At 69.9% G+C, this 20,110-nt stretch carries 16 protein-coding genes and 1 tRNA gene; 9 read left to right on the top strand and 8 right to left on the bottom strand.

All coding sequences use genetic code 11. The annotated features are described in order from the left end of the window. Nucleotides 1–27: 27 nt before the first annotated feature. Together BV453_RS09045 and BV453_RS09040 are read left to right on the top strand one after the other, a co-directional pair. Entirely contained in the window at nucleotides 28–585 is a 558-nt protein-coding gene (locus BV453_RS09045; protein ID WP_025102886.1) for a peptidylprolyl isomerase, read from the top strand. 21 nt (nucleotides 586–606) lie between these two features. After that, nucleotides 607–1,500, top strand: a complete 894-nt coding sequence (locus BV453_RS09040) for a rhomboid family intramembrane serine protease (protein ID WP_025102887.1) — start codon at nucleotides 607–609, stop codon at nucleotides 1,498–1,500. Nucleotides 1,501–1,650: 150 nt separating this feature from the next. Here BV453_RS09040 and BV453_RS09035 read toward each other — a convergent pair whose 3' ends face one another. Further along, nucleotides 1,651–1,890: a cell division protein CrgA gene (locus BV453_RS09035; protein WP_025102888.1), complete on the bottom strand. Its 240-nt coding sequence runs from the start codon at nucleotides 1,888–1,890 to the stop codon at nucleotides 1,651–1,653. A gap of 104 nt (nucleotides 1,891–1,994) precedes the next feature. Here BV453_RS09035 and BV453_RS09030 point away from each other — a divergent pair, with 104 nt between their 5' ends. From BV453_RS09030 to BV453_RS09020, 3 genes are read left to right on the top strand one after another with little or no spacing between them, the layout of a single operon-like run. Continuing rightward, on the top strand, nucleotides 1,995–2,789 hold the full coding sequence (locus BV453_RS09030) for a class E sortase (protein ID WP_062638016.1): 795 nt from the start codon (nucleotides 1,995–1,997) through the stop codon (nucleotides 2,787–2,789). A gap of 23 nt (nucleotides 2,790–2,812) precedes the next feature. Further along, nucleotides 2,813–2,968: a hypothetical protein gene (locus BV453_RS09025; protein ID WP_249521410.1), complete on the top strand. Its 156-nt coding sequence runs from the start codon at nucleotides 2,813–2,815 to the stop codon at nucleotides 2,966–2,968. Then, nucleotides 2,965–3,597, top strand: coding sequence for an aminodeoxychorismate/anthranilate synthase component II (locus BV453_RS09020; protein ID WP_062765909.1), 633 nt, complete (start codon nucleotides 2,965–2,967; stop codon nucleotides 3,595–3,597). Before BV453_RS09025 ends, BV453_RS09020 begins: the two co-directional genes overlap by 4 nt. A gap of 15 nt (nucleotides 3,598–3,612) precedes the next feature. On the opposite strand, the gene pknB is transcribed toward BV453_RS09020, so the two are convergent. From pknB to BV453_RS08985, 7 genes are read right to left on the bottom strand one after another with little or no spacing between them, the layout of a single operon-like run. Continuing rightward, complete coding sequence (pknB, locus tag BV453_RS09015; RefSeq protein WP_303709542.1) at nucleotides 3,613–5,304, bottom strand: Stk1 family PASTA domain-containing Ser/Thr kinase; 1,692 nt, start codon at nucleotides 5,302–5,304, stop codon at nucleotides 3,613–3,615. A 45-nt stretch (nucleotides 5,305–5,349) separates the two neighbouring features. Further along, a complete protein-coding gene (locus BV453_RS09010; RefSeq protein WP_240183548.1) occupies nucleotides 5,350–7,101 on the bottom strand; it encodes a serine/threonine-protein kinase in 1,752 nt (583 codons plus the stop codon). Continuing rightward, the gene (locus BV453_RS09005; RefSeq protein ID WP_025102893.1) at nucleotides 7,098–8,552 is read right to left on the bottom strand and encodes a penicillin-binding protein 2; all 1,455 of its coding nucleotides are present in this window, start codon (nucleotides 8,550–8,552) and stop codon (nucleotides 7,098–7,100) included. The genes BV453_RS09010 and BV453_RS09005 overlap by 4 nt, the downstream gene beginning before the upstream one ends. A 1-nt stretch (nucleotide 8,553) precedes the next feature. Next, nucleotides 8,554–9,939: an FtsW/RodA/SpoVE family cell cycle protein gene (locus tag BV453_RS09000; protein ID WP_249521409.1), complete on the bottom strand. Its 1,386-nt coding sequence runs from the start codon at nucleotides 9,937–9,939 to the stop codon at nucleotides 8,554–8,556. Then, nucleotides 9,936–11,240, bottom strand: a complete 1,305-nt coding sequence (locus tag BV453_RS08995) for a PP2C family serine/threonine-protein phosphatase (protein ID WP_025102895.1) — start codon at nucleotides 11,238–11,240, stop codon at nucleotides 9,936–9,938. The genes BV453_RS09000 and BV453_RS08995 overlap by 4 nt, the downstream gene beginning before the upstream one ends. A 7-nt stretch (nucleotides 11,241–11,247) precedes the next feature. Beyond that, entirely contained in the window at nucleotides 11,248–11,769 is a 522-nt protein-coding gene (locus BV453_RS08990) for an FHA domain-containing protein (RefSeq protein WP_025102896.1), read from the bottom strand. Further along, nucleotides 11,766–12,491 carry a DUF3662 and FHA domain-containing protein gene (locus BV453_RS08985; protein WP_025102897.1) on the bottom strand — a complete coding sequence of 242 codons (726 nt, stop codon included), beginning with the start codon at nucleotides 12,489–12,491 and terminating at the stop codon, nucleotides 11,766–11,768. Before BV453_RS08985 ends, BV453_RS08990 begins: the two co-directional genes overlap by 4 nt. A 144-nt stretch (nucleotides 12,492–12,635) precedes the next feature. Between BV453_RS08985 and BV453_RS08980 the strand changes: the two genes are divergently transcribed. The 4 genes from BV453_RS08980 to BV453_RS08965 all read left to right on the top strand — a co-directional run bounded on the left by BV453_RS08980 (nucleotide 12,636) and on the right by BV453_RS08965 (nucleotide 20,107). Continuing rightward, nucleotides 12,636–12,718: transfer RNA gene (locus BV453_RS08980), tRNA-Leu, on the top strand. Between the two features lie 84 nt (nucleotides 12,719–12,802). Further along, nucleotides 12,803–13,264, top strand: coding sequence for a hypothetical protein (locus tag BV453_RS08975; protein WP_025102898.1), 462 nt, complete (start codon nucleotides 12,803–12,805; stop codon nucleotides 13,262–13,264). A gap of 225 nt (nucleotides 13,265–13,489) precedes the next feature. After that, nucleotides 13,490–14,674, top strand: a complete 1,185-nt coding sequence (locus BV453_RS08970; protein WP_249521408.1) for a GEVED domain-containing protein — start codon at nucleotides 13,490–13,492, stop codon at nucleotides 14,672–14,674. Nucleotides 14,675–14,710: 36 nt separating this feature from the next. Beyond that, nucleotides 14,711–20,107, top strand: a complete 5,397-nt coding sequence (locus tag BV453_RS08965) for a hypothetical protein (protein ID WP_249521407.1) — start codon at nucleotides 14,711–14,713, stop codon at nucleotides 20,105–20,107. Nucleotides 20,108–20,110: the final 3 nt, after the last annotated feature.

Genomic DNA, 20,110 nt, shown 5'->3' with positions numbered 1-20,110 from the left:
CACCGGAAGCTCTGCGAGAATGAACGCATGGTTCACGCTTCCCACGTCGCAACTCTGCACACCAACCACGGTGACATCGTCATCAACCTCTTCGGCGACCACGCCCCGAAGACGGTCAAGAACTTCGTCGGTCTCGCCGACGGCTCCCAGGAGTGGACGCACCCCGCCACCGGCAAGCCGGGCGAGGGTCCCCTCTACAAGGACGTCATCTTCCACCGCATCATCCCGAACTTCATGATCCAGGGCGGCGACCCGCTCGGCCAGGGCGTCGGCGGTCCGGGGTACAACTTCGACGACGAGATCAACAACGAGCTCAACTTCAACGAGCCCTACATCCTCGCGATGGCCAACGCGGGCCTCCGCCGCAACGCCATCACCGGCAAGGTCGAGGGCACCAACGGCTCGCAGTTCTTCATCACCACCGACCCGACCCCGTGGCTGCAGGGCAAGCACACGATCTTCGGCGAGGTCGCCGACGACGCATCGCGCAAGGTCGTCGACGCGATCTCCGCGGTCCCGACGGCGGCGGGCGACCGCCCGATCGAGCCCGTGGTGCTGCAGTCGATCGACATCGTCGCCGCCTGACGACTGCGACGGCCGATCCGGATGACGACGCCCGAGTTCACGAACAACCGTGAGAACTTCTGCTACCGGCATCCGGATCGGCAGTCCTTCGTGCTCTGCCAGCGGTGCCTCCGCACCATCTGCCCCGAGTGCCAGACGCCCGCCCCGGTCGGCGTGATCTGCCCCGAGTGCATGGATGCCGAGCGCAAGAACCGCACCCCCGCTCAGAAGAAGGCCGCGCGACGCTGGCGCGGCGGCGGCGCCACGACCATGGGGGCCGTGCGCAGCGGCAAGCCGGTCGTCACGTACGTCCTGCTGGCGGTGACGTCGTTCATCGGCCTCGTGCAGCTCATCCCCGGGCTCAACGCCCCGATCATCCAGGCTCTCGGCTTCTACGCGCCGTTCCTCTACCCGAACCTCTCCCTCCTGCCGTTCGAGCCGTGGCGACTGCTGACCGTGCTGTTCGTGCATGGCGGCTTCGTGCATCTCGCCCTGAACATGCTCGCCCTGTGGATGCTCGGGCAGAACCTCGAACCGATGCTCGGTCGTGTCCGCTATCTCGCGCTGTACCTCATCAGCGGTCTCGGCGGATCCGTCGCGGTGGCCGTCCTCGCGCCGGAGACGTGGACGGTCGGCGCCTCCGGGGCGATCTTCGGGCTCCTGGCGTCGCTCCTGATCATCGGGCGCCACATCGGGGCCAACGTCACGGGCATCCTCGTGATCCTCGGCATCAACTTCGCCTTCGGGTTCTTCGCCGGTGGCATCTCCTGGCAGGCGCACCTCGGCGGCGCGATCACGGGCGCGCTCGTGGCCCTCATCTACGTCCGCACGAAGCGCCGCGACCAGCGGACCTGGCAGATCGTGTCGCTCGCCGCCCTGGTGGTGCTGTTGATCGTCGTGGTCGCCGTGGTGCCGCCCCTCATCCTTTTGGCCTGATCCCGAGTTGTTAACAGGGTTGTTAACCCCTGTGAATAACATCGGTGTAATTCTCCCCAGTGTGGGGATAACCTGTGGATAACCTCGCCTCTCGCACAGACGAAAGAACCCCTCGCCGCAGTGGCGAGGGGTTCTTGTCGTTGCGGCCGGTCAGCGCCAGCGTGTGGTCATGAGGAATCCGATGAGGGCGATGCCCAGACCGATGGCCAGATTCCAGTTGTCGAGGCCGGGGATGGGGAACTGCATGCCCGAGATGTAGAAGACGAGGATCCAGGCGAGGCCGAGGAGCATGAAGCCGATCATCACCGGCTTGAACCAGACGGCGTTGGGAGCGGCGTCGCCCTCGGCGCGCTCGACGGCGGGTTCTTCGGTCTTGCGGTCACGTGCCATGCCGTCATTGTACCCGGGAGACCTCGGCGCGGACGAGACGTGAGGACGCGGATCGGTGGTGCCCCGACTCCTGCTGCACAGGTCGGGCGGATATGATCACGCCCATGACTGCATCTGTCGTGCCTGGGGGGCGGCGCGGACGGCGGCAGCGACCCCGGTCGCGCGCCACGTTCGCGAGTGTGCTCGGCGAACTCCTCCTGACCGCCGGCGTCATCGTGCTCCTCTTCGTCGCCTGGCAGATGTGGATCGGCGACATCATCATCGCCGCCCAGAAGAACGAGGAGGGCGCCGCGATCTCGCAGCAGCTCGCCGCGGGCGAAGCCCCCGAGCCCCCGCCTCTCATCGAGACGGACGACGGCGAGACGGTCTATCAGGCGCCGGTCCCGGCGGCACCGGCCGACGGCGAGTGGTTCGGGCAGATGCACATCCCCCGGTTCGGGGCCGACTACAACTTCGGGATCTACGGGGGGACCAGCCGGGCGCGCACGCTCGATCAGAAGGGCATCGGGGTCTACACGCAGTCGAAGATGCCCGGAGAGGTCGGCAACTTCTCGCTCGCCGGCCACCGCACGACCTGGGGCAAGCCGTTCAACCAGCTCGACAAGCTGCACGTGGGCGACGCGATCGTGGTGGAGACTCCGGACGGGTGGTACACCTACCGGTTCCGCACCCTGGAGTACGTGAAGCCGACGCAGACCGACGTGCTCGCCGACGTGCCGCAGATGCCGGAGCAGCAGACGGGGGAGCAGTACATCACGTTGACGGCATGCTCGCCGCTGTACTCGCTCGCCGAGCGCATCGTCGCGTACGGGGTGTTCGAGAGCTTCCAACCGCGAGCCGAGGGACCCCCGCCGGCCCTGACCGATCCGCCACCGCCGCCGGCCGCGCCGTCCGTGTGACCCCCCCAGGAGAGAGAAGACCCATGTACGCCGCACTCTGGCGCCTGCTGCCCGGCCCGTGGTGGCTGCGCGTGTTCATCCTGCTCGTGGTGATCGCCGCGGTGCTCTACGCGCTGTTCTGGTACGTGTTCCCCTGGGTCAGCCCCCTCATCTCCCCCGGCGAGGTCGACGTCGAATGACGCGCGTCCTGGTGGTCGACAACCACGACAGCTTCGTGCACACCCTCGTCGGCTATCTCCGGGAGCTCGGGGCGGACACCACCCTCGTCGAGTCGGACGCGACGGACGCCGCGGCGGTGGAAGGCATGCTGGACTCCCACGACGCCCTCCTCCTCTCTCCCGGGCCCGGGGCCCCCGCCGACGCCGGGGTCTCGGTCGAGGCCGCCCGGATCGCGATGCGGCGCGGCGTGCCGACGCTCGGCGTGTGTCTGGGACATCAGGTCATCGGAGCCGCGCTCGGGGCGCCCGTCCGGTCGGCACCTGCGGTGATGCACGGCATGGTCTCGGCGGTCCGTCACGACGGCTCCGCGCTGTTCGCGGGGCTCCCGTCGCCGTTCGACGTCGGGCGCTACCACTCGCTCGCTCTCGCGGCGGGTGACCTGCCCGCCGACCTCACCGTGACCGCCACCGCGCCCGACGGCACCGTGATGGCCCTCGCGCACCGGACATTGCCGCTGCACGGGGTGCAGTTCCACCCGGAGAGCGTGCTCACCCGGGGTGGCTATCGACTGCTCGCGAACTGGCTCGGGCTGTGCGGCGACGAGGAGGCCGTCTCCCGATCCGCGCGCCTCGATCCGCTGGCGCGCTGAGCCGGCGGGTCCGGGTCAGGATCCGGTGCAGTAGCGGAGCTCGACCGACGACCCGACGGGAACGTCTCCCGGCGCGACGGACATCGAGTGCACGGTCGCCGGATCCGACGCCGGGCACTCCGGTGCCTCGGTCGGCACCGGGGTGAGCCCGATACTCTCGAGCTCCTCGGTGGCCGAATCCATGGACCAGCCGACGATGTTCTTCAGCGTCACCTTGCCGCTGGCGACCTCGAGGTTCACCACCGTGCCGGGGGCCACCTCGGCATCCTCTTCTTCACTGGCCGTCATGACGGTGTTCGCGGCAAGACCCTTGTCGTTGCGCTGGGTCACGGTGCCGAGCTCGAGTCCCGCGTCCTGGAGCGCCTTCGTGGCGGCATCGAGGGACATGCCCTCCAGCTTCGGTACGACGACCGTCTCCTCGCCCGAGGACACGTAGAGCGTGACGGTCGAGCCCTGCTCCACCGACACCCCGCCCTCCGGATCCGTGCGGATGACGTTGCCCTCCGCGATCGAGGGACTCGACTCGATGACGATCTTGGAAGAGAGGTCGAGTTCCGCGAGGTCGTCCTGCGCACGTTCCGAGGCGACGTTCGTCAGATCCGGGACAACGCGCGAGGTGCTGGGCACGTCGGCGGGCCGCATGCTGATGGTCCAGACCCAGAACAGCACGGAGGCCAGGAGCACCGCGAGCAGGGCGACGCCGGCCCAGATCCACGCGACGGGCGGCCCCGACTGCGTGCGGGCCATGGTGGTGTCGGTGCTGAGCTGACGGAGCGATCGCGCCGTCTCCTGCGCCTGCCGCGGATTGGGTCCGTAGAGCTCGCTGGTCAGCGCGCCGATCTGCTTGCGCGTCGGTGCCGCACCCGTCACCGCCGCGTCGAGGGCGGCGCGGAAGTGGGCGGCGTCCGGATACCGCTGGTACGGGTCCTTCGCGAGGGCGCGGAGCACGATCGGATCGAGGGCCGCGGGAGACTCCTCGTTGACCTCGGAGGGCGGCACCGGCGTCTCGCTGACGTGCTGGTAGGCCACGGCCACCGGGGACTCCCCGCGGAACGGCTGGCGTCCGGTCAGCAGTTCGTACAGCACGACCCCGGTGGAGTAGAGGTCCGCACGCGCGTCGACGGGCTCGCCCTTGGCCTGCTCGGGGGAGAAGTACGCGGCGGTGCCGATGATCTGCGTCGTCTCGGCGACGGTGGAGGAGGAGTCGGACACCGCGCGCGCGATGCCGAAGTCCATCACCTTCACCTGACCCTTGTCGGTGACCATGACGTTGCCGGGCTTGATGTCGCGGTGCACGACGCCGGCGCGGTGCGAGTAGTCGAGCGCTTCGAGGATGCCGTCGACATAACGCACCGCGTCCTCGACGGGCACCGGACCGTCGGCGATGATCTTCTTGAGGAGCGTGCCCTTGACGAGCTCCATGACGATGTACGGCGGCTCGTCGGAGGAGCTGTCGACCGTCGAGGGGTCGCCCGCGTCGTACACGCGGACGATCGACGGGTGCGACATGCGGGACGCCGACTGCGCCTCGAGACGGAACCGCGTCCGGAAGCTGGTGTCGCGGGCGAGCTCGGGATCGAGGATCTTGATCGCGATCTCGCGGCCCAGGGTCAGGTCGTACCCGCGGTACACCTTCGCCATCCCGCCATGCCCGATGAGCTCGTCGACGCGGTACCGGCCCGCGATGACTCGTGGCTCTGTGGACACGGATGAACCCCCTGGAATCGACTGCGGCTGGACTGGCTATTCAGGCTACCCTTCGGTGCTCTCCCCGCTGTCACCCTCGCCGTCCTCCGGAGCGACGATGGTGACGGACAGCGGCGGCGAGGCGTTCGACGTCCGCTGGTCCCCACCCGAGCACAGGCCCTGGTAGGTGGCGATGAGCTGCTGGCCCACGGCGTCGCCGACCGTCACCTGCGCGTTGCGCTGGGTCGGCTGGAAGTTCGGGCCGCCCGCGGCGAAGGTGCCGTTCTGCAGCGAGACGACGTAGCCGGACAGGGTGGTGCCGCTGGGGCACGTGAAACCGGTGCCCCAGGAGATGGTGACGGTGCTGCCCGCGACCGGGTCCCCGGTGATCGTCGGCTTGTCCGTCGGCGTCGGGAGAGGCGTGCGGCCGGCGTAGACGGTCAATGCGATCGGGGTGGTCGTCGCGACGTTGCCCGAGGGCTGCACGCGGTAGACCTTGCCCACCTCGCCGTCGCTCGGCGCGGGGTCGCCGTCGGCGCACGTGATGTCGCTGAAGCCGGCCTCCTTGAGCGTCGCCGTCGCCGTGGCGCAGTCCATGTCGGTGAGGTTCAGCGCCGTCACGTCGACGCGCGTCTCCTGAGGGGTGGGCGGCGCGGAGGGCGTCTCGGACTCGACCTGTGTGGGGGTGCGGCTCGAGCTCCCGGTGGGCTTGGGATCCGCGTCGTCGGTCTGGGGTCCGAACAGCGCCCACAGCGTGCCGCCGGCCACGATGAGCAGCAGCACGAGCAGCGCGATGAGCGGCCACGTCCAGGCGCTCTTCTTCTTCTTTTTCTTCTCCTGCTCCTCCGCGGCGGCCTCGTCGGTGGGAAGCTGCGCGGTGGTGGGGAGGATGCGTGTCGTGCCGTCGTCACCGGTCGCGGTGAGCATGCGCGTGGCGTCGTCGTCGCCGGCGATGCCGCCCGTCGCGATGGCGGGCACGGCGATGGCCGCGGAGTTCAGGTCGCCGCGACGCAGGGCCTGGGCCGCGCGAGCGACCGTGGCCGAGGAGGAGGGGCGATCCGCCGGCTTCTTGGCGATCATCGCCATGACCAGGTTCTGCACGGGGATCGGGACCGTCGGCGGCAGCGGCGGCGGCTGCTCGTTGATCTGCGCCATGGCGATCGCGACCTGCGACTCGCCGGTGAAGGGGCGCTTGCCGGCGAGGCACTCGTACGCGACGATGCCCAGCGAGTAGGTGTCGGTCGCGGGGGAGGCCGGGTGACCCGACGCCTGCTCCGGCGACAGGTACTGCACCGTGCCCATGACCTGGCCGGTCGCGGTGAGCGGGACCTGATCGGCGATGCGGGCGATGCCGAAGTCGGTGATCTTCACACGGCCGTCGGGCGTGATCAGGAGGTTCCCCGGCTTGATGTCGCGGTGCACGAGACCCGCGGCGTGCGCGGCCTGGAGGGCCGAGGCGGTCTGCGCGACGATGTCGAGCGTCTTGTCCGCGCTCAGCGAGCCGTCCCGCTCGAGGATCGTCGACAGGGCCTCACCCGGCACGAGCTCCATGACGAGGTAGGCGCTGCCGTTCTCCTCGCCGTAGTCGAACACGCTGGCGATGCCCTCGTGGTTGACGAGCGCGGCGTGACGCGCCTCCGCGCGGAACCGCTCGAGGAACCCGGGGTCCCCCATGTACTCGTCCTTGAGGATCTTGATGGCGACGGTGCGACCGATGACGTGATCCGTCGCCTCCCACACCTCGCCCATGCCGCCGATCGCAATACGCGACTGCAGCTCGTAGCGACCACCGAACGACACACCCTGCGTCGGCCTCATCTGCCCAGCACCGCCTCTATGACCTTCTTCGCAATCGGAGCGGCGATGGTGTCCCCGCTTCCTGATTGACCCTGTCCGCCGCCGTTCTCGACGACGACCGCTACCGCGACCGCGGGGTCGTCCGCGGGGGCGAACCCCGTGAACCACAGCGTGTGCGGCCTGTTTCCGTTCTCCGCCGTTCCCGTCTTACCGGCTACGTCGACCCCGTCTATTCTTGCACCCTGCGCCGCACCGTTTGAGACGCTCGCGACCATGGCGGAGGTGACGTCGTCGGCGACGTCGGCGTCCATCGCGCGCCCGAACTCGGTGCTCTCGAACGACCGGATCACCGAGAGGTCGTTGCCGATCACGGCGTCCACCATCTGCGGGTTCATGACCACGCCGTCGTTCGCGATGCCCGCCGAGACCATGGCGATCTGCAGCGGCGTCGCGGTGACCTGTCCCTGCCCGAACCCGGTGAGCGCGGTCTGCGCGTCGTCCAGGCCCTGGGGGTAGCTGGAGGGCGTCGAGGTGAGGGGCGTGTCGAAGCTGCGGTTGAAGCCGAACTTCTCGGCCATCTCCCGGATCGTGTCGTCGCCGAGCTCGACCGCGAGCTCGGCCATGGGGATGTTGCAGCTGAGGCGGATCGCCTCGGCGATCGTGACGGTCTCCCCGGGACCGCAGGCGCCTCCCCAGGCGTTGGAGACGCGATTGTTCGAGCCGGGGAGCGTGTACGACGTCGGGTTGGGCAGCGTCGACTCCGGCGTCCAGTCTCCGCTCGCGTAGGCGGCGGCCGCCACGACGATCTTGAAGGTCGAGCCCGGGGGGTTGAGGTCACCCGCGATCGCCCGGTTGGAGAGCGGCTTGCCCGGATCGGCCACCAGCTCGTCGTACGTGGCGTTGGCCGCGTTCGCGTCGTGCGTCGCCATGCGGTTCGTGTCGAAGCCCGGGGTGGAGGCCATCGCGAGGATGCGTCCGGTCTTCGGGTCCATCGCGACGACCGCTCCCTGCAGGCCGTCCAGGGCCTCGACGGCGGCGCGCTGTGCGGCGGTGTCGAGGGAGAGTTCGACGCTGAAGCCGCGCTGAGGCTGGCCGGAGAGGATGCGCTCGATCTCGGCGAAGAAGGCGTTCGAGCCGGTGCCGGAGAGATCGGCGTTCATCGCCTCCTCGATGCCGGTGGCCGAGCCCAGGGCGGGGTTGAAGTACCCGGTGACGGGTTCCCACAGGCCCGGGTCGGTGTACACGCGCTGGAACCGGTACTGGTCGTCGCTCGGGACCGAGTTGGCGATGGCGGTGCCGTCGACGATGATCGCGCCACGCTGGATCTCGTAGCTGTCCAGCCGCGTCCGCTTGTTGTGCGGGTTCTGCGACAGGACATCGGTCTCGACGACCTGGATCCAGCTCGTCGCGGCGAACAGCGCGACGAACATGAACAGCATGACGATGCTGAGTCTGCGGAGCTCTTTGGTCATGTCAGCCGATCACCACCCGGGGCTGACGGCGGACGCCGTCGGAGATGCGGAGCAGGAGCGCCACGATGAGCCAGTTCGCGACGAGGGAGGAGCCGCCGGCGGCGAGGAACGGCGTGGTCAGACCCGTCAGCGGGATGACCCGCGTCACGCCGCCCACCATGATGAAGACCTGGAGGGCGATCGTGAACGACAGCCCCGTGGCGAGCAGCTTGCCGAAGTCGTCCTGACCAGCGAGCCCGATGCGGACGCCGCGGCTGACGAACACCATGTAGAGGCAGAGGATCGCGAAGAGGCCGATGAGGCCGAGCTCCTCGCCGAGGCTGGTGATGATGTAGTCGCTGTGCGCCAGCGGGGTGATCTCCGGGCGGCCCTGGCCCCAGCCGGTGCCGATGAGGCCGCCACGGGCGAGACCGAACAGTCCCTGCATGGGCTGGTAGCCGGCGACGTCGGGGTCGACCTTGGAGGAGTCGAACAGGAACAGCCAGTTGATGAAACGACCCTGCACGTAGCTGAGGATCTGCGAGGCGGCGGCGACGCCGGCCACCACGAGGCCGAGACCGATCAGCACCCAGCTCGTCTTGCCCGTCGCGACATAGAGCATCGCCACGAACATGCCGAAGATGAGCGTTCCGGTGCCGAGGTCGCGCTGGAAGACGATGATGCCGAGCGAGACGAGCCAGACGACGAGGACCGGACCGAGTTCGCGCATGCGCGGCCAGGTGATGCCGAGCACCCGCTTGCCGACCGAGGTCAGGCTCTCCCGCGTGCGCACGAGGTAGCCGGCGAAGAAGATCGCCAGGCAGATCTTGGCGAGCTCGCCGGGCTGGAAGGCGAACATGCCGCCCAGCGACACCCAGACCTGGGCGTTCGCGTCGGGGATCCGCAGACCGGGCACGAAGGGCAGGAGCAGCAGGAGGATGCCGGCGAGGCCGAAGATGTAGGTGTACCGGAAGAGGATCCGGTAGTTGCGCAGCAGGATGACCACCGCGATCGCGCCGGCGAGGGAGATGGCCGTCCAGGCGAGCTGCTTGGTGGAGTAGGCGTTCCACCCGGTGTTCCCGAACGCGATGTCGATCCGGTAGATCATCGCGACGCCGAGGCCGGTGAGCAGCGTCGCGATCGGGACCACGAACGGGTCGGCGTCGGCGGCGACGAAGCGGAGCACGATGTGCAGCGCGAAGGCGAGGGCGGCGAGTCCGCCGCCGATCGCCAGGATCATCGGGTCGATCGTGCCGAGAGCGCCGAGCTGGACGAGGGTGAGGGCGGCGCCGCTGATCGCGCAGGCGAAGAGGAGCAGCCAGAACTCGCGGTTGCGCTGCGTCTGAGGCATGCGCAGGCGGCGCAGGGCCTTGATGACGGTGGTGTCGGCCTGGACGTCGGTGCTCATCCGGCACCTCCCGACGGCGTCTCGCTCGGCGAGGGGAGCGGGGTGGGCAGCGGCGTCTGCTCGATGATGTTGGCCTCGGCGCCGGAGCGGAGCCGGTCGACGATGGCCATCGCGTCCGAGAGCGAGCGGGCGCTGATGGTGCGCTCGACCGAGGCCCGCTGATACGGCGGCAGATCGGCGAGGAGGATCTCGGTGTCATCGACCGGGGTCGACAGGGTGATCGGACCGATGTTCTGCTGAACGCCCTGGAAGATCACCACGCTGTCCTCGTCGGCGCCGATGAAGTAGCGCGTCTGCGTCCAGCTGTATGCCGCGAACGCGGCGAAGCCGAGCATCGCGAGGACGACGACCGCGCCGGCGATCCAGCCCAGTCGGCGGCGCTTGGCGCGACGGCGATCCTCCTCGATCAGCTCCTCGAGGTACTCGGGCGCCGGCTCGAAGTGGCTCGGCTCGTTCGCGGCCTGCCGCACCGGGTGCAGCCAGTTGCTCCGCGGCGCGCGGACCGGCGGCACGTAGACCCCGGACGGGTTCGACGCCGCGCCGACGATCGTGGCGGTGCCGGAGTGGACGGGGTGCTGTCCGCCGACGTCGACGATCACGATCGTGACGTTGTCCGGGGCGCCGCCGTCGAGGGCCTGCTTGAGGAGGTTGTCGGCCGTGCGCCCCGGGGCGAGCCCGAGCTGCATGGCCTTGAGGATGCGCGCCTCGTCCACCACGCCCGAGAGGCCGTCGGAGCACAGCAGCCAGCGGTCGCCGGGCTGCGCGTGCATGACGAACATGTCGAGCTCGGGGTCGGCGTCCATGTCGCTGAGCACCCGCATGAGCACCGAACGACGCGGGTGGTATCTGGCCTCTTCCGGGGTGATCCGGCCGGAGTCGACCAGTCGCTGCACGAAGGTGTGGTCCGCGGTGATCTGCGTGAGCGCGTCGTCGCGGTAGAGGTAGATGCGCGAGTCGCCGATGTGGCCGATGACGGCGTACTCGTCGACCATGATGATCGCGCTGAGCGTGGTGCCGAGCCCGGCGAGCTCGGGACGATCCTTCGCGGCGCGGATGAGATCGCCCGCGGCTGTCGTGGCGGCGGCCTGGAGGGCGGCCTGCGCGTCCTCCGTGGAGGAGTACGGCTGATCCAGCGGCTCCATGCGCTGGATCGCGATGCTGGAGGCGACGTCGCCGCCCGCGTGTCCGCCCATGCCGTCGGCGACGACGAACAGGTTCGCCCCGGAGTACCCGGAGTCCTGGTTGTTGGAGCGGACCTTCCCGGTGTGGGAGATCGCGGCGCTCGAGCCTTCGAAGACCATGCCGGCGTCAGGCCCTCAGCTCGAACGTCGTCGCGCCGACCTTGACCGGGGTGCCGAGGCTGAGGGAGACCGGGCCGCCCGTCACCCGCTGGCCGGCCACGAACGTGCCGTTCGTCGAGTCGAGGTCCTGGATCGCCCACGTGTCGCCGCGGAGCAGGAGCCGGGCGTGATGGCTGGACGTGTAGTCGTCGCGGATCACCAGGGCGGATTCGCTGGAGCGGCCGATCGTCATCGCGTCGGAGCCCAGGGGCAGTTCGAGACCCGCCTTCGGTCCGGACGTGATCACGAGGCGCTTCGCCGTGGCCACGGTCGCGGGGCCGGTCGACGGTCGCGCCGACGAGGGACGGGGCGGGGCCGCCGGTGCCGCGGCCGGAGCGGCGGCGGGTGCTCCCGCTGTCGCCTCCGCGGGGAGCTTCCGAGCCCGCACCCCGAACAGGTCGGCGCGCAGGGAGTAGACGACCCCGAACACGAAGAACCACATCAGCACGAGGAAGCCGATGCGGAGCAGGAGCAGGACCAGTTCACTCATCCGAGGGCTCCGAACACGCGGGTCGCGTCGTCGTCGGGGCGCGACGACCGCGACGGGGTGGCGACGGGGACGATGCGGAACACGAGGTCGGTACGACCGATCGTGATCGTGGTGTCGGAGGGGAGGGCGGCCTCGCGGAGCTTCTGCCCGTCGACCTTCGTGCCGTTGGTGGATCCCATGTCGCGGAGCATCGCGCGCTCGCCGTCCCAGAGGATCTCGGCGTGACGACGGCTGGATCCCGCGTCGGCGATGGTGATGTCGGCGTCGGAGCCACGGCCGATCACGGTGCGGGCACGGGTGAGGGTGTGCCGGCGTCCGTCGACGTCGACCACGGCCTGCCAGCTCACGCGTCCTTCGACGGTGCCCGAGGTGACGCGCACGGTGCCGGTGGCGACCTTGTCGTCCGCCTCGAGTGTGAGGGACAGGGGGCCGGCGAAGCTGTAGCCCTGCGACTTCGCGTGCTTCGTGAGGAGTGCGTGCAGCTCGTCCGTCAGCGCGCCGCCGAGCCCGCGCATGCGCTCCGCGTCGTCGGGGCTCAGGCGCACGACGTAGTTGTTGGGCGCGATGATGCGGTCACGGCTCACCACGGCCGCAGTGGTATCCGCCTCGCGTCGCAGCGCCGAAGCGATCTCCACGGGCTGGATGCCGCTGCGGAAGGTCTTCGCGAACGCGCTGTTCACTGCGCGCTCGAGACCCTTCTCAAAGCTGTCAAGTAGTCCCACTGGGCTCCTCTGGCATGCCGACCGGTAGGGACATCGTAGCCAGGTGACCTGGGGGAACGCCGCCGACGCCCCTGCCGGGGTGTGCAACGCGGGCGAAAACGCGTGATATCCTCGGAAAGTTGAGTTCTTCGGAGCGAGACGCTCGCGCGAGTGGCGGAATGGTAGACGCGCTGGCTTCAGGTGCCAGTGTCCGTATGGACGTGGGGGTTCAAGTCCCCCCTCGCGCACAGCGAGACATTCATGAAAGAGTCGGTCAGAGTCTGACCGGCTCTTTCTGTTTCCCCGCGAACGCTTATCGAACGGTCTGCCGCATGAGCGCCTGGATGCACACCGTCGGACTCGTCCTCGTCCGCATCGTCTTCCCCGGCGCCCTGGCTCTGACCGCGTTGCTGCTCCTCTGGTACGGCATCGGCGTTCTGGACGAGACGCCCGGGTTCGCCTGGGTGATGATCGCGACGGGGGGAGCAGGGTTCCTTCTCTCCCTCTTCCTCCTCTGGCGTCTCAACAATGCCCGCGGTCGCGAGGATTTCCGGTGGTACGTCGTGCCGGAGGACGGGGCGGAGGAGTCCGTCCCGCCGGAGCCGATCTCGGCCGAGGAGAGGGAGCGCCTCACCCTCGAGCTGGACGAGGTGAACCGTCGGTGGCGGGAGGCGCTGGAGGCAGGTTTCCTCTCCGGTGGCTCGCTCGCCGCCCACGAGATCCGCGCGGAACTCGAGGAACGCGCCACGGCGCTGCGCCGTCGACTCGAGGCGCCTTCCACCCCCGATCGCTGACCTGAGTCCTCATCCTGGGGGGACGAAAGTCGCCCTGGAGTTCGCTGATCGCTCGCCTTACCCTCGGCGGTATCCCAGCTCGGGGAGCGGGTGAGCCGGGATCTGGACAGGGGAGTGTTCATGCGGGGTTCTCTGCGCACGCGGTCTGGTCGAGAAGAGAAGATGGATCGGAGAGCGCGACGACGGCCACGGTCATCACCGCGGACGTCGTGGGCGGTGGCGACCATGCTCGCACTCGTGCTGGGATCGCTCGTCGCGCCCGTGGTGCCCGCGACAGCAGCCCCGGGCGACCCGGCTCAGCTGTACCTCGGCGTGTCGTATGAAGGACCCGTCGTCGGGTCGGACAAGGATCTGACCGCCCCCACCGAGTGCCCGGCGAACTCCGTCCTCACGGCCGTGCGGACGGAGAACCGCTCCGCGGACGCGCCGGGCTCCTCAGCGAACTCGATCCTCACGCGCTTCAGCCTCCAGTGCTCGTCGATCACCGTGAGCAATGCGGGGGTCATCACCTCCACGGTTAACCCCACGTGGATCGAGGGGCCGGTCTACGACCAGGGTCGCGGGAACGTGCAGACGGCGACGTGTCCGGCGAACACCTTCGTACACCGCATCACCGGCACCACCTTCGTCGGCGACAACGGCGCGCGGTGGCCCTCGTCCGTGCAGATCACGTGCCGTCCGATGACTTTCACCGCCGCGGGGGAGCTGCGGATCGACCTCGCGGCCTCCGCCACCGTCCTCACCGCCGGGCAGAACTTCAACACGAACGGCGGCCTCAACACGCCGACCCCTCGATGCGGCCCCGCCGGGACCACCGGGACGAGCGACATCGTCGTGCGCGGCTACCGGGCGCAGAGCGGTGGCGAGGGCATCGACGGGTTCAACCCCTCCTGTACGACCATCCCCGACGACTTCGGCGATGCGCCGGCCAGCTACGGCTCGGTCTCCCAGGAGCTGAACGCGGCGACGTATCTGGGCTGGTCGGCCGATGCCGAGACGGCGATGCAGTACAGCGCGAACGCGACGGGCGACAACGTGGTCGGCGGCACGGCCCCGAACCAGACCATCAACGACGAGACGGGGGTGGCGTCGTTCGGGCCGATCATGGCCAGCGTGACGAACACCTATTCGGTGTCGGTGCTGGCGTCGAACAAGGTGCCGGGAGTGCCGGCAACCCTGGTCGGCTGGATCGACTTCAACCGCAACGGCGTGTTCGACGCGAACGAGGGCGCCACCGCGACGGTCCCCGCGGGCACGGCGGACGGCTCATCCGTGACACTGAACTGGTCCGGCATCGCCTCGCAGACGGTGGGCGGGCAGACGTTCGCCCGATTCCGCATCCAGAGCGGGACGGGGTTGACCACGGCGACGCCGACGGGGACGGGCGGTCCGGGTGAGGTGGAGGACTAGGCCGTCACGATCACGGCTCCGGCGCCCTCTCTGGCGTTGACGAAGACGGTCACGCCGACCACCGCCAGCGCGGCGGGGGACACGGTGACCTATTCGTTCGCGGTCACGAACACCGGCAACGTCGCCGTCTCGGGGCTCGGCATCCGCGAGTCCGCGTTCAGCGGTACGGGGACGCTCGGGGCGGTGAACTGTGCGGCGACGACGCTCGCCGTGGGGCAGAACACCACCTGTACGGCGGCGTACACGCTGACCCAGGCGGACATCGACGCGGGCACGGTGACGAATACCGCGCTCGCCACCGGAACCTCCGAGGCCAACACCGGCGTGGAGAGCAACCCGAGCACCGCGACGGTCACGACGACCCGTACCCCGGCGCTCAAGGTCGTGAAGTCGGCGACCCCGTCCGGACCGGACGACTTCACGGTCGGACAGGTGATCGACTACTCGTTCATCGTCACCAACACGGGCAACGTGACCGTCTCGAACATCGCGGTGAACGAGACGGCGTTCACGGGCTCCGGGACGCTCTCGGCGGCCGTATGTCCGACGGCACCGCTCGCCCCGGGCGCGCAGGCGACCTGTACCGCGAGCTACACCCTGACCCAGGCCGACGTGAACGGGGGATCGGTCAGCAACACGGCGACCGCCACCGGTGTGCCTCCCGGGTCGCTGACGCCTCCGGTGTCTCCGCCGTCGACCGTGCGCGTGCCGGTGGACCCGGCTCCGGCGATCTCGCTGGAGAAGCGCTCCGAGACGACCGCGATCACCGGCGCCGGGCAGACCATCGACTACTCCTTCCTCGTCACGAACACCGGGAACGTGACCCTGACGAACGTCAGCATCGACGAGGAGTCCTTCTCCGGCACCGGAGCCCTCGACGTGACCTGCCCCGCCGGCGCCGGATCCCTCGTTCCGGGAGCGCAGGTGACCTGCACCGCGAGCTACACCGTGACGGCCGCGGACTACAACACCTCGGCGCTCACGAACACGGCCACCGCGACGGGAACGCCGCCGACGGGCGCGGCACCCGTGTCGTCGCCGTCCACGGTCGAGATCCCCGTCACCGCCGCCCCGGCGCTCACGGTGGCGAAGTCGGCGGACCGCACGGAGATCACCGCGGCCGGACAGACGATCACCTACTCGTTCCTCATCACGAACACGGGGAACGTGACGATCGCCGACGTCGGCGTGACGGAGACGGCGTTCACCGGAACGGGAACCGCCCCCGTCATCACCTGCCCCGCGGCCGCCGCCTCCCTGGGCCCGGGCGCGCAGGTGACCTGCACCGCGCCCTACGTGGTGACCCAGGCCGACATCGACGCGGGCGGGGTGACCAACACCGCGACCGTGACCGGGGAGCCGCCCACGGGCGAGCCGCCGGTGTCACCGCCCTCGACCGTGGTGGTCCCCGCGGACGAGACGCCCGCGATCACCCTCGTCAAGACGGCCGATCCGACGTCGATCACCGCCGCCGGGGCGACCGTCGACTACGCCTTCCTCGTGACGAACACGGGCAATGTGACCCTCACCGACATCACCGTGACCGAGACCGCGTTCTCCGGCACGGGCACGGCGCCGGAGATCACCTGCCCCGCCGCCGCGGCGACACTCGCTCCGGGTGCCCAGGTGACCTGCACCGCGTCCTACGAGGCGTCGCAGGCGGACGTCGACGCGGGTCAGGTGACCAACACCGCCACCGCGACGGGCACGCCGCCCCGCGACCTCGAACCGCCGGTGTCGGCGCCCTCCACGGCGATCGTCACGGTGCCCGGCGCGCCCGCCCTCACGGTCGCGAAGACGGCCGACCGGACGGAGATCACCGCCGCGGGGGACGTCATCACCTACTCGTTCCTCCTGACGAACACGGGCAACGTGACCATCGCGGACGTGACCGTCGACGAGGTGTCGTTCTCGGGTACCGGTGCGACTCCCGTCGTCACCTGCCCCGCAGCGGCCGCGTCCCTCGAACCCGGAGCTGAGGTGACGTGCACGGCGACCTACGAGGTGACGCAGGCCGACATCGATGCAGGCGGCGTGACGAACACCGCCACCGTGACGGGCGACCCGCCCGGAACCCTCGAGCCGCCGGTGTCGCCGCCGTCGGAGGTCGAGGTGCCGTCGATCCAGACGCCCGGCATCACGGTCGTGAAGTCGGCCGATCCCTCCACCGCCGCGGGCTACACGGTGGGGACGGAGATCACCTACACCTTCGTGGTGACGAACACGGGCAACGTGACCCTCACCGACGTGACGGTGGACGAGACGGCGTTCACGGGCTCGGGAGAGGTGTCGGCGATCACGTGTCCCGCGGGGGCCGCATCGCTCGCGCCGGGGGCGCAGGTCGAGTGCACCGCCACGTACACGCTGACGCAGGCCGACATCGACGCCGGGCAGCTGTCGAACACGGCGACGGCGACGGGCACGCCGCCGTCGGGGACGCCACCGGTGTCGCCGCCGACGACGGTGGAGATCCCCGGCGACCCGGCCCCGGCGCTGACCGTGACGAAGACCGCTGACCGGACGGAGATCACGGCAGCGGGGCAGACGATCACCTACTCCTTCCTCGTGACGAACACCGGGAACGTCACGGTGCGCGACGTCACGGTGGAGGAGGGCACCTTCACCGGTACGGGTCCTGCCCCGGTGGTGACCTGTCCGGCGGGTGCCGCCACGATGGTTCCCGGCGCGCAGGTCACGTGCACCGCCGAGTACGTCGTCACCCAGGCCGACATCGACGCGGGTGGGGTGACCAACACCGCCACGGTGACGGGCACGCCGCCGTCGGGGGAGCCGCCGGTGTCGCCGCCGTCCGAGGTCGAGGTGCCGTCGGAGCCGTCGCCGGGGCTGACGGTGTCGAAGACGGCGGACCGGACCGAGATCACGGCCGCGGGCCAGACGATCACCTACACGTTCGTCGTCGCGAACACCGGCAACGTCACTCTGACGGACATCGAGGTGACGGAGGCCTCCTTCACCGGTACGGGGACTCCGCCGGTGATCGAGTGCCCGCCTGCGGTGTCCTCGCTCGCACCGGGGCTCGACGTCACCTGCACCGCGGAGTACGTCGTCACCCAGGCCGACATCGACGCGGGCGGAGTGACCAACACGGCGACCGCCACGGGCACGCCGCCGTCGGGGGAGCCGCCGGTGTCGCCGCCGTCCGAGGTCGAGGTGCCGTCGGAGCCGTCGCCGGGCCTGTCGGTGGTGAAGTCGTCCGACCGGTCGACGATCACCGCAGCGGGTCAGACGATCACGTACTCCTTCCTGGTCACCAACACGGGCAATGTGACGATCGCGGACGTGACGGTGGACGAGACGGGCTTCACCGGCACCGGCACGGCTCCGGTCGTGACGTGCCCGGCGGGCGCCGCGTCCCTCGCGCCGGGAGCCCAGGTCACCTGCACCGCGCCGTACGTGGTGACGCAGGCCGACCTCGACGGCGGCGGGGTGACGAACACCGCGACCGTGACCGGCACGCCGCCCTCGGGCGAGCCCCCGGTGTCGCCGCCGTCGACCGTCCTGGTCCCCGGTGACCCGGCTCCCGCGCTGACCGTGGCGAAGACGGCTGACCGCACCGAGATCACCGCGGCGGGCCAGACGATCACGTACTCGTTCCTCCTCGCGAACACGGGCAACGTCACGCTGACGGATGTCGGGGTGGACGAGGTCTCGTTCACCGGCACCGGCACGGCGCCGGTGGTGACCTGTCCCGCGGGAGCGGAGTCGCTCGCTCCGGGAGCGGAGGTGACGTGTACCGCGCCGTACGTCGTGACGCAGGCCGACATCGATGCGGGTGGCGTCACGAACACCGCCACCGGCACGGGGACACCGCCGTCGGGGCAGCCGCCGGTCTCGCCGCCGTCGACGGTCGAGGTGCCCTCGGACGGGTCGCCGGCCCTCACGGTGGCGAAGACCGCGGACCTCACGCGGATCAGCGCCGCAGGGCAGACGATCACGTACTCGTTCCTCATCACCAACACGGGCAACGTCACGATGACGGATGTCGGCGTGGACGAGGTGTCGTTCTCGGGGACGGGAACCGCGCCGGTGATCACGTGTCCGGCCGCGGCGGCCTCGCTGGCCCCCGGTGCGTCCGTGACCTGCACGGCGCCGTACGTGGTCACCCAGGCGGATGTGGATGCCGGGCGACTCACGAACACGGCCGTCGCGACGGGAGAGCCGCCGACCAGCGAGCCGCCGGAGACGCCTCCGTCGACGGTGGAGGTGCCCGGTGACCGGAACCCGGCGATCGCCGTGGTGAAGTCGGCCAGCCCCGACACGGCGGCGGCCTACGTCGTGGGCCAGGACATCACCTACTCCTTCGTCGTGACCAACACCGGCAACGTCACGCTGACGGATGTCGCGATCACCGAGGGCGACTTCTCCGGGACGGGTCCGCTGTCGGCGATCGACTGCCCGGCCGGGACCGCGTCGATGGCCCCCGGGGCCCAGCTCATCTGCACGGCGACGTACATGCTGACGCAGGAGGACATCGACGCCGGCCAGGTGACGAACTCCGCGACCGCGACCGGTGTGCCGCCCGGGGACCTGCAGCCCCCGGTGTCGCCGCCGTCCGAGGCGCGCGTCCCCGCGCTGCCGACCCCGGGCCTCAGCATCGTGAAGTCCGCGACCCCGGCCGTGATGACCACCGTGGGGGAGACGCTGGAGTACTCCTTCGTCGTGACCAACACGGGCAACGTGACGCTGAGCGACGTGGCGGTCGAGGAGACCGAGTTCTCCGGAGAGGGCGACCTCTCGGCCATCTCCTGCCCCGATGAGGCCGCGCGCATCATCCCCGGGCAGACCGTGACCTGCACGGCGACGTACACGACGACGCAGGCGGACGTCGACTCCGGCCGGCTGACCAACACGGCCACGGCCACCGGCACACCGCCATCGGGCACGCCGCCGGTGTCGCCGCCGTCGACCGTCGAGGTGCCCTTCGACGGGACGAACGAGCTTGCGATCGAGAAGCGCGCGACGACCGTGGACGTGAACGGCAACGGGATCGTCGACCTCGGCGACCGGGTGGAGTGGACGATCGTCGTCAGCAACATAGGGGCGCAGACGGTCTCCGACATCGTCGTGTCCGATCCGACCGCGGGCCCGGTGACCTGCCCGGCGACCAGCCTCGCCTCCGGGGAGCGGATGACGTGCACCGTGCCGCCGCACACCATCGATGCCGCCGACGTGCGTCGCGGTGAGGTGCGCAACGTCGCAGCCGTGAGCGGGAACACGCCGGGCGGGCCGATCGATCCGCCGACCTCGCAGACGGTCACCCGCGTGGTGCCGACGCCGCCGACCGGGCTCGCGGTCACGGGCGGCACGCTCGCCGCCGGCGGCCTGCTGCTGGGCGGAGTGATGGTCCTCGCCGGCCTGGGTCTCGGCCTCACGCGGGTGCGACGGCGAGAGGAAGAGCAGGAACAGCGCTGACCG

It is taken from the genome of Microbacterium sp. ER1 (genome assembly GCF_023383675.1).
GTDB lineage: Bacteria > Actinomycetota > Actinomycetes > Actinomycetales > Microbacteriaceae > Microbacterium.
Note: the sequence above shows the minus strand (reverse complement) of the source record. Positions and strands in the feature narration are given on the sequence as shown.